This window comes from Pseudomonas sp. GP01-A4 (genome assembly GCF_058780865.1).
On sequence record NZ_JBYSWF010000130.1, the window covers coordinates 1 to 8,253 of the forward strand.

8 protein-coding genes are annotated in these 8,253 nt (G+C 63.6%); all 8 read left to right on the forward strand.

Annotation, left to right across the window (positions count from 1 at the left end; translation table 11 throughout):
* Window positions 1–48: 48 nt before the first annotated feature.
* The 8 genes from AC3WKX_RS33745 to AC3WKX_RS33780 all read left to right on the forward strand — a co-directional run bounded on the left by AC3WKX_RS33745 (window position 49) and on the right by AC3WKX_RS33780 (window position 8,184).
* Window positions 49–819: a FadR/GntR family transcriptional regulator gene (locus AC3WKX_RS33745; RefSeq protein WP_008430577.1), complete on the forward strand. Its 771-nt coding sequence runs from the start codon at window positions 49–51 to the stop codon at window positions 817–819.
* A gap of 96 nt (window positions 820–915) precedes the next feature.
* Window positions 916–2,118 (forward strand): ABC transporter substrate-binding protein, encoded by a 1,203-nt coding sequence (locus AC3WKX_RS33750; RefSeq protein WP_003215749.1) that lies wholly within the window; start codon window positions 916–918, stop codon window positions 2,116–2,118.
* A gap of 67 nt (window positions 2,119–2,185) precedes the next feature.
* Complete coding sequence (locus tag AC3WKX_RS33755) at window positions 2,186–3,046, forward strand: branched-chain amino acid ABC transporter permease (RefSeq protein WP_003215751.1); 861 nt, start codon at window positions 2,186–2,188, stop codon at window positions 3,044–3,046.
* A gap of 1 nt (window position 3,047) precedes the next feature.
* Window positions 3,048–4,058, forward strand: coding sequence for a branched-chain amino acid ABC transporter permease (locus AC3WKX_RS33760; protein WP_087694650.1), 1,011 nt, complete (start codon window positions 3,048–3,050; stop codon window positions 4,056–4,058).
* Window positions 4,055–4,804, forward strand: coding sequence for an ABC transporter ATP-binding protein (locus AC3WKX_RS33765; RefSeq protein ID WP_003215756.1), 750 nt, complete (start codon window positions 4,055–4,057; stop codon window positions 4,802–4,804). Before AC3WKX_RS33760 ends, AC3WKX_RS33765 begins: the two co-directional genes overlap by 4 nt.
* Window positions 4,804–5,499, forward strand: coding sequence for an ABC transporter ATP-binding protein (locus tag AC3WKX_RS33770; protein ID WP_003215757.1), 696 nt, complete (start codon window positions 4,804–4,806; stop codon window positions 5,497–5,499). The genes AC3WKX_RS33765 and AC3WKX_RS33770 overlap by 1 nt, the downstream gene beginning before the upstream one ends.
* A 13-nt stretch (window positions 5,500–5,512) precedes the next feature.
* Window positions 5,513–6,784 (forward strand): Zn-dependent hydrolase, encoded by a 1,272-nt coding sequence (locus AC3WKX_RS33775; protein ID WP_102606490.1) that lies wholly within the window; start codon window positions 5,513–5,515, stop codon window positions 6,782–6,784.
* Window positions 6,781–8,184, forward strand: coding sequence for an amidase (locus tag AC3WKX_RS33780; RefSeq protein ID WP_102606489.1), 1,404 nt, complete (start codon window positions 6,781–6,783; stop codon window positions 8,182–8,184). Before AC3WKX_RS33775 ends, AC3WKX_RS33780 begins: the two co-directional genes overlap by 4 nt.
* The last annotated feature ends 69 nt before the right edge of the window (window positions 8,185–8,253 follow it).

An 8,253-nucleotide genomic window follows, 5' to 3' on the forward strand; every position in this document is an offset into this window, starting at 1 on the left:
CCCCTATTAAGTACTATTAATCCGCATTAATAGGATCAATCAAACACCATGCTAAGCCGCCCGCTGCGCCGCAAACGCCAGAAGCTCTCCGACGTGATCGTCGAGTCGGTCAAACGCTCCATCGTCACCGACGCCCTGAAGCCCGGCGACCGCTTGCCCACCGAACGCGAACTGATGGAAAGCTTCCAGTGCTCCAAAGGCTCCGCCCGCGAAGCCCTCAAGGCGCTGGAAGTCGAAGGCCTGGTCAACACCCGCACCGGCCCCAGCGGCGGCGCCTATCTCAACCAGGCCGGCACCGAACCCGCCAGCCGCGCCCTGCGCAACTACCTGCACTTCCAGCACCTGGACGGCCAACAGGTCTACCAGCTGCGCAAAGTCATCGAAGTCGAACTCGCCGTCTCGGTCCTGGGCCGCCTGAGCGAAGACGACTACCGCGCCCTCCAGGACAACGTCGATTTCTGCAGCGCCCCCGAAGACAGCGAAGCCGGCCAACGCGAACAACGCATCGCCGAACTGGAATTCCACAACCTGCTGGCCAAGGCCTGCCCCAACCCGCTGCTGAGCTTCATGGCGCAATTCCTCAACGACCTGCTGCGTGACCTGGTCGTGCTGAAAAAAGCCTACAAACCCAAGCGCAAGCAATTCGACGCCGCCAACCTCGACTACCACAAACAACTGCTGATCGCCTTCCGGGCCGAAGACGAAGCCACCGTACGCAGCCTGATGCACGAACACATGTGCGACGCCGAACACCACATGACCGCCCTTGAAGGTGAAGTCAGCCCGCACTTTCTGCTGGAGTTCGACCACAACCACTAAGCCGCACCCTCCACCAATAAAAGGCCTGCCCACAGGCCGTGCTCCACCGTATCGCCATTGCCACTCCTGCCAATAACTAATCCAGGGAGTCACCCCATGCAGCGTCGTACGTTGTTGAAAGCCAGTCTCACCGCAGCCGCCGCCCTCAGCCTCCCGCTGAGCGTGCGTTCTGCATTCGCCGCCGAGCCTTTTACCTTTTACGGCCTCAAGTCCATGTCTGGCGCCTTTGCCAGTTATGGCAAATTTGCCGACATGGGTTCACGCCTCGCGGTGGAACAGCATCCCGAGTTACTCGGCCGCCCGCTGGTCTACAAAGTGATCGACACCGAAGGCAACGCCGGCAAGGCCGTGCGTAAAGTCCAGGAAGCGATCCAGCAGGACGGCGCACGCTTTTTCCAGGGCTGTACCCTGTCGTCTTCGGCACTCGCGGTGGCCAAGGAAGTGAGCAAGGCCGGTGGCGTGTTCATGACCCCGGTGGGCGCCGATGAAGTCACCGGCAAGGACTGCAACAGCGCCACGTTCCGCTGGTCGGTGCCGACCTACGGCGCGATCCGCGAGACCCTCGTGCCGCTGATCAAGCTGCTGCCCGACGCCAAGCGCTGGTACACCATCACCCCGCAATACGTGTTCGGCGAAGCCCTGCTCGAAGGCGCCAAATCGGTGCTGGCCGAGCATGGCCTGGAACACGCCGGCAACAGCTACCACTCGCTGCAGGAGCAGGAGTTCTCCGGCTACCTGACCAATGCCATCGCCGCCAAACCCGACGTGTTGGTGCTGCTGAACTTCGGCAGCCAGTCGTCCAACACCCTGCGCCAGGCGGTGAACTTCGGTATCAAGGAGCGCATGAAAGTGTTGCTGGTGTGGTCCGCCGGCCTCGACCAGTTCCAGGAGCTGGGCAGTGACGTACTGGAAGGTGTGTACCTCGGCGCTCAGTACTGGCATCAGGTCGACACCCCGCTCAACCGTGACCTGGTGAAACTCACCAAGGCCAAATACGGCATCAACCCCACTTACCCGCTGGCCGCCGACTACATCAGCACCAAGGTCATGCTCGAAACCATCATCTCCACCGGCAGTTTCGACGGGCCGACCGTGGCCAAAGCCATGCAGGGCCTGAGCTACGAAGGCCCCACCGGCAAGGAGTCGATCCGCGCCGGCGACCATCAGGTGATCAAGGACTACTACCTGCTGGTGGGCAAGGCCGCAGGCGACATGGCCGACAAGGACGATCTGGCCAAGGTGCTCAGCTCCGGCCAGTCGTTCCCGCCGGTGGAAGCCACGGGCTGCGTGCTCGGCTGATCCGCTGAAAATCTACTGGTGACACAGCGCAGGGCCGCTCATGCGGCCACCTGCCGAGGGTTCCTGCATGCTTAATCTTTACCTGTTCCAGATTCTCAACGGCCTGGGCCTTGGGATGATCTACTTCCTGATCGCGGTCGGCTTGACGATCATTTTCGGCCTGCTGAACTTCGTCAACTTCGCCCACGGTGCGTTCTTTTTGCTGGGCGCCTACATCTGCTACACCGCCGTCAGCCTCACCGGCAGCTTCTGGCTGGCACTGCTGATCGCGCCGCTGGTGGTGGCCGCGCTGGCCTGGGTGATCGAGCGATTATTGATCCAGCGGATTTATCACTTGCCGCACATGTTCCAGATTCTGGTGACCCTGGGGATTGCCCTGATCATCCAGGAAGCCAGCGTGATGATCTGGGGCCCGGTGGGCAAGAGTGTCGCCGTACCGGAATTGCTGCGCGGGGTGCTGGTGGTGGGCGATTTTGTCTACCCCTACTACCGCCTGTTCCTGATCGTGTTCTCCGGCCTCGTTGGCCTTGGCCTGTGGCTGCTGCTGGAACGCACGCGCTTCGGCGCCCTGGTGCGGGCCGGCAGTGAAAGCACGGAAACCGTGTCCCTGCTGGGCACCAACATTTTCCGCCTGTTCTCCATGACCTTCGCCCTCGGCGTGGCCCTCGCCGGTGTGGCCGGTGTGCTGTTCGCCCCGTTGCGCGGCGCCCAGCCCTTTGTCGGCCCGGAAATCCTCGGCGTGGCGTTCGTGGTGGTGGTGATTGGCGGCATGGGTTCCTTCAGCGGTGCACTGGTGGGCGGCCTGCTGGTCGGCGTGGTGCAAAGCCTGATGACCACACTCTGGCCCCAGGGCGCGAGCCTGATGATCTACGGTGCGATGGCCGTGGTGATCCTGGTGCGTCCTTACGGCCTGTTCGGGAGAGCCTGACATGAGCGAGAAAAATCCCCTGCCGTTCGCCAAGACCCAGTCGCGCTACATGCTGCTGTTGGTGCTCGTGGTATTGATCGGCCTGCCGTTGATTCTGCCCTCGGCGACCCTGGCCACCGAGATCCTGATCTTTGCCATGGCCGCCCTCGCCTGCAACCTGCTGCTGGGTTACACCGGGCTGCTGTCGTTCGGCCAAGGCATCTTCTTCGGGGCCGGCGCCTACTGCGCGGCGCTGTTGATGATTCACCTGCAACTGGGGCTGTTCAGCGCACTGCTGGGTGCCGCCGTCGCCGGTGGTTTCCTGGCTTTCCTGGTGGGCGCCCTGGCGATCCGCCGCACCGGCATTTACTTCGTGATGCTGACCCTGGCCTTCAGCCAGATGGCCTACTTCGTCGCCTACACCCTGAGCGACTGGACCGGCGGCGACAACGGCCTGCTCAGCGTGCCGCGCCCGGAAATCCGCATCGGTGACACGGTGCTGTTGTCCCTCACCGATGCCCGTGCGTTCTACGGGTTTGTCGCGGTGCTGTTCCTGTTGATCTTCATCGGCGCCCGCCGGGTGATCGCCTCTCCATTCGGCAGCACGCTGATGGCGATTCGCGAAAACGAAACCCGCGCTTCGGCCATCGGCTATGACACCCGCCACTTCAAGATCCTGGTGTTCGTGTTGTCCGGCGCCGTCACCGGGATTGCCGGGGCGCTGTACGCGATGCTGCTGCACTTTGTGCCGCTGTCGAACATCGACCTGGCGATGTCCGAAAACATCCTGATCATGACCATCGTCGGCGGCACCGGCTCGCTGTTCGGCTCGTTGCTGGGCGCCGGTTCCATCGTGCTGCTGGGGGACTTCCTTTCCGATCTGTGGCCGCGCTGGCTGATGCTGCTGGGGGTGATCCTGATCCTGGTGGTGATCTTCATGCGCGGCGGTTTGTGGGGTGGTCTGTCGACCCTGTTCGACCGTGTGCGCGGCAGCCGCAAGGCCGACGTTGTGACCAAGGAGAAGCTGTCATGAGCATCCTGCTGGAAACCAAGAACCTGGAACTGGCCTACGGTGCGTTCCACGCGGTGAACGGTGTCAACCTCAAGGTCGAAGCCGGCACCATCCACACCATCATCGGCCCCAATGGCGCCGGCAAGACCAGCCTGTTCCACTGCCTGACCGGCGAGCGCCAGGCCACCGCCGGAGCAATTCATTTCGACGGCAAGAACCTGATGCGCAAACCGGCCCACGGCCGCGTCGGCCTGGGCATGGCCCGCTCGTTCCAGCTCACCAGCCTGTTCCAGAACCTCAGCGTGCGCGAGAACCTGCGCCTGGCCGCCCAGGGCCGCGACGGCGCCCGCGCCCTGAACTTCTGGCGCCGGGTCGACAGCAAGCGCGAACACCTGGAAATGGCCGACCAGGTGCTGGAACGCCTGCAACTCACCGCCCGCGCCGACACCCTGGCCGGCGAGTTGTCCCACGGCCAGCAGCGGGTGTTGGAAGTCGGCATGTCGATCTGCTCCAGACCCAAACTGCTGATGCTCGACGAACCCACCTCGGGCATGGGCATCGACGACATCCCGATCATGACCCAACTGATCAGCGACCTCGGCCGCGACCATACCGTGCTGCTGATCGAGCACAACATGAGCATCGTCATGTCCATCAGCCAACGCATCACCGTGATGAGTCACGGCCAGATCCTGGTGGAAGGCACACCGGAATTCGTGCGCGCCGACGAGCGCGTGCGCACCGCCTATTTGGGAGAAGCCGCCTGATGCTGACCGTCGACAATATCCATTCCTACTACGACAAGAGCCACGTCCTTGAAGGCGTGTCCCTGACCGTCAACCCTGGCGAACTGGTGACCCTGCTGGGGCGCAACGGTGCCGGCAAGACCACCACCCTGCGTAGCATCCTCGGGATTATCTGCCCGCGCCAGGGCCAGATTCACTTCAACGGCCAGCCGCTGGTGGGACAGAAAATCTTCGAAATCGCCCGCCAGGGCCTGGCGCTGGTGCCGGAGAACCGCGGGATTTTCCGCCTGCTCACGGTGGAGGAAAACCTGCGCATTGCCGTGCGCAAGACCAGCCGCTGGCAGATGGAAGACGTGTACGGCATGTTCCCGCGCCTCAGGGAGCGCCGTAAAAACGCCGGCCACGCGCTGTCCGGCGGTGAGCAACAGATGCTCGCCATCGCCCGCGCGCTGCTCAACGATCCGAAGCTGCTGATCCTCGATGAGCCCACCGAAGGCCTCGCGCCGGTGATCGTCGACGAGCTGGTGAAGATCCTGCGCAAGGTCAAGGAAGACGGCCTGCCGGTGCTGCTGGTGGAACAGAACCTGATGGTCTGCGACAAGCTCGCCGACCGCCATTACGTCCTCGAACAGGGCCGCGTGGTGTACGAAGGCAGTGCCGAAGCCTTCCGCGCCGACCCGACGATCAAGAACCGTTACCTGGCCCTGAGTGCCTGACCGGAGACTGCTGATGAATAGTTTTGCGCAACCGCTCCAGAGCAACGCCCCGCTGATCAACCGCGAGCGCCTGTGGCAATCGCTGATGGACCTCGCCCGCCTCGGCGCCACACCCAAGGGCGGCGTGTGCCGCCTGGCCCTCACCGACCTCGACCGCCAGGCCCGCGACCTGTTCGTGCAATGGTGCGAAGCCGCCGGATGCAGCGTCAGCGTCGACGCCATCGGCAATATCTTTGCCCGCCGTGCCGGGCGTAATCCGGCACTGGCGCCGGTGATGACCGGCAGCCATATCGATACCCAGCCTACCGGCGGCAAGTTCGACGGTTGCTACGGCGTGATGGCCGGCCTGGAAGTGATCCGCACCCTCAATGATTTGAACATCGAGACCGAAGCACCGATTGAAGTGGTGGTGTGGACCAACGAAGAAGGCTCGCGATTCCCGCCGTGCATGATGGGTTCCGGGGTGTTCGCCGGTAAGTTCGACCTGCAGGAAACCCTCGACAAGCAGGACGAGCAAGGGCTGTCGGTAGGCGCTGAATTGCAGCGCATCGGCTACGCCGGCTCCCGCGCCGTGCTGGGCCATCCGGTGGGCGCTTATTTCGAGGCGCATATCGAGCAGGGTCCGGTGCTGGAAGACCAGGCCACCACCATCGGCGTGGTCATGGGCTGCCTGGGCCAGAAGTGGTTCGACCTGACCCTCACTGGCGTCGAAGCCCACGCGGGCCCGACGCCAATGCACCTGCGCAAGGACGCACTGGTAGGCGCGGCGCAAGTGGTCAGCGCGGTTAATCGCATCGCCCACGAACAACAACCCCACGCCTGCGGCACCGTCGGTTGCCTGAGCCTGCATCCCGGCTCGCGCAACGTGATTCCCGGCCAGGTGCACATGACCATCGACCTGCGCCACCTGCACGCCGACAAGCTGCAAGCGATGGTCGACGCAGTGCGCCAGGTGATCGAAGCCACCGCCGAGCAACACGGCTTGAGCTTTGAGCTGACACCCACTGCCGACTTCCCGCCGCTGGATTTCAACCCTGCCTGTGTCAACGCCGTGCGTGATGGCGCGAGCAGCCTGGGCCTGAGCCATATGGACATCGTCAGCGGCGCCGGGCATGACGCGATCTTCGTCGCCGAACTGGGCCCGGCCGGAATGATCTTTGTGCCGTGCGAAGGCGGCATCAGCCATAACGAAATCGAGAACGCCGCGCCGGATGACCTGGCGGCGGGCTGCGCGGTGTTGCTGCGGGCCATGGTCAACGCGGCGCAAGGAGGTAAAGCGGCATGACGGATATCGCCAACCTGACCGCAGTTGAGCTGCTGGCCCGCTATCGGGATAAAAGCCTGTCGCCGGTGGAGGTCACCGAAGACGCATTGCTGCGGATCGAACGCTACAACCCGGCGGTCAACGCCTACTGCCACGTCGACCCGGAAGGCGCCTTGAAGGCGGCGCGGAATTCGGAACAGCGCTGGCTCAAGGGCCAGCCGTGCGGGGCCCTGGACGGGGTGCCCGCGTCCATCAAGGATCTGACGCAGACCATCGGCATGCCGACGCGCAAGGGTTCGCGTACCACATCCGCCGAGGGTCGATGGGATGTGGATGCGCCCTTCTCGGCCTTCATGCGCAAGGCCGGCGCGGTATTGCTGGGCAAGACCACCACACCGGAATTCGGCTGGAAAGGCGTCACCGATAACCCGCTGTATGGCATTACCCGCAACCCGTGGGACACGCGCATGACGGCGGGCGGTTCGTCCGGTGGTGCCGGTGCGGCGGCGGCCTTGAACCTCGGCGTGCTGCACCAGGGCAGCGATGCCGGCGGCTCGATCCGGATCCCCTGTGCCTTCACCGGCACCTTCGGCATCAAGCCGACCTTCGGTTATGTGCCGCAATGGCCGGCCAGTTCGATGACGATTCTGTCGCACCTGGGGCCGATGACCCGCACCGTGGAAGACTCGGTGCTGATGCTGCAAACCATCGCCCAACCGGATGCGCGGGATGGTTTGATCGGCGCGCCCCGGACCACGCCATGGTTGCACGCCGGGGCTGATTTGAAGGGGCTGCGTATCGCCTATAGCCCGAACTTCGGTTATGTCGATGTGGACCCGCAAGTGGCCAGGGTGGTCGCCCAGGCGGTAGAAGGCCTGGTGCAGCTGGGCGCGCAGGTTGAACAGATTGATCCGGGGTTCAGTGATCCGCTGGAGGTGTTCAATACTTTATGGTTTGCCGGTGCAGCACGCCTGGCCGGGCCGCTGAGCGATGCGCAGCGGCAATTGATGGACCCGGGGTTGCTGCGCATTGCCCGACTGGGCGAGCAGATCAGCCTCAGCGATTACAGCGCTGCGCTGGAAGCACGGGCAGCGCTCGTGGCGCGCATGGCGGCATTCCATGAGCATTACGATGTGCTGGTTTCGCCGATGATGCCGATCACCGCGTTCGAGGCCGGGCACAATGTGCCGCCGGGTTCGGGACTAGGGGAATGGATGGAGTGGACGCCGTTTACCTATCCCTTCAACCTGACCCAGCAACCGGCGGCGTCGGTGCCGTGCGGGTTGGCGGCCAATGGGTTGCCGGTGGGGCTGCATGTGGTGGGGGCGCGGTTTGCGGATGAGCAGGTGCTGAAGGTTTGCCAGGTTTATGCCAAGGCTTTTCCAACCGAGCACCTGCAAGCCCCCAAAACCCCAACTTGAAATGCAATCAAACTGTGGGAGCGGGCTTGCTCGCGAAGGCGGTGTGTCAGTCACCGGATATCTTGACTG

Coding starts and splice junctions, on each gene's coding strand:
- AC3WKX_RS33745 (WP_008430577.1), top strand. CDS start 49: ATGCTAAGCCGCCCGCTGCGCCGCAAACGCCAGAAGCTCTCCGACGTG.
- AC3WKX_RS33750 (WP_003215749.1), top strand. CDS start 916: ATGCAGCGTCGTACGTTGTTGAAAGCCAGTCTCACCGCAGCCGCCGCC.
- AC3WKX_RS33755 (WP_003215751.1), top strand. CDS start 2,186: ATGCTTAATCTTTACCTGTTCCAGATTCTCAACGGCCTGGGCCTTGGG.
- AC3WKX_RS33760 (WP_087694650.1), top strand. CDS start 3,048: ATGAGCGAGAAAAATCCCCTGCCGTTCGCCAAGACCCAGTCGCGCTAC.
- AC3WKX_RS33765 (WP_003215756.1), top strand. CDS start 4,055: ATGAGCATCCTGCTGGAAACCAAGAACCTGGAACTGGCCTACGGTGCG.
- AC3WKX_RS33770 (WP_003215757.1), top strand. CDS start 4,804: ATGCTGACCGTCGACAATATCCATTCCTACTACGACAAGAGCCACGTC.
- AC3WKX_RS33775 (WP_102606490.1), top strand. CDS start 5,513: ATGAATAGTTTTGCGCAACCGCTCCAGAGCAACGCCCCGCTGATCAAC.
- AC3WKX_RS33780 (WP_102606489.1), top strand. CDS start 6,781: ATGACGGATATCGCCAACCTGACCGCAGTTGAGCTGCTGGCCCGCTAT.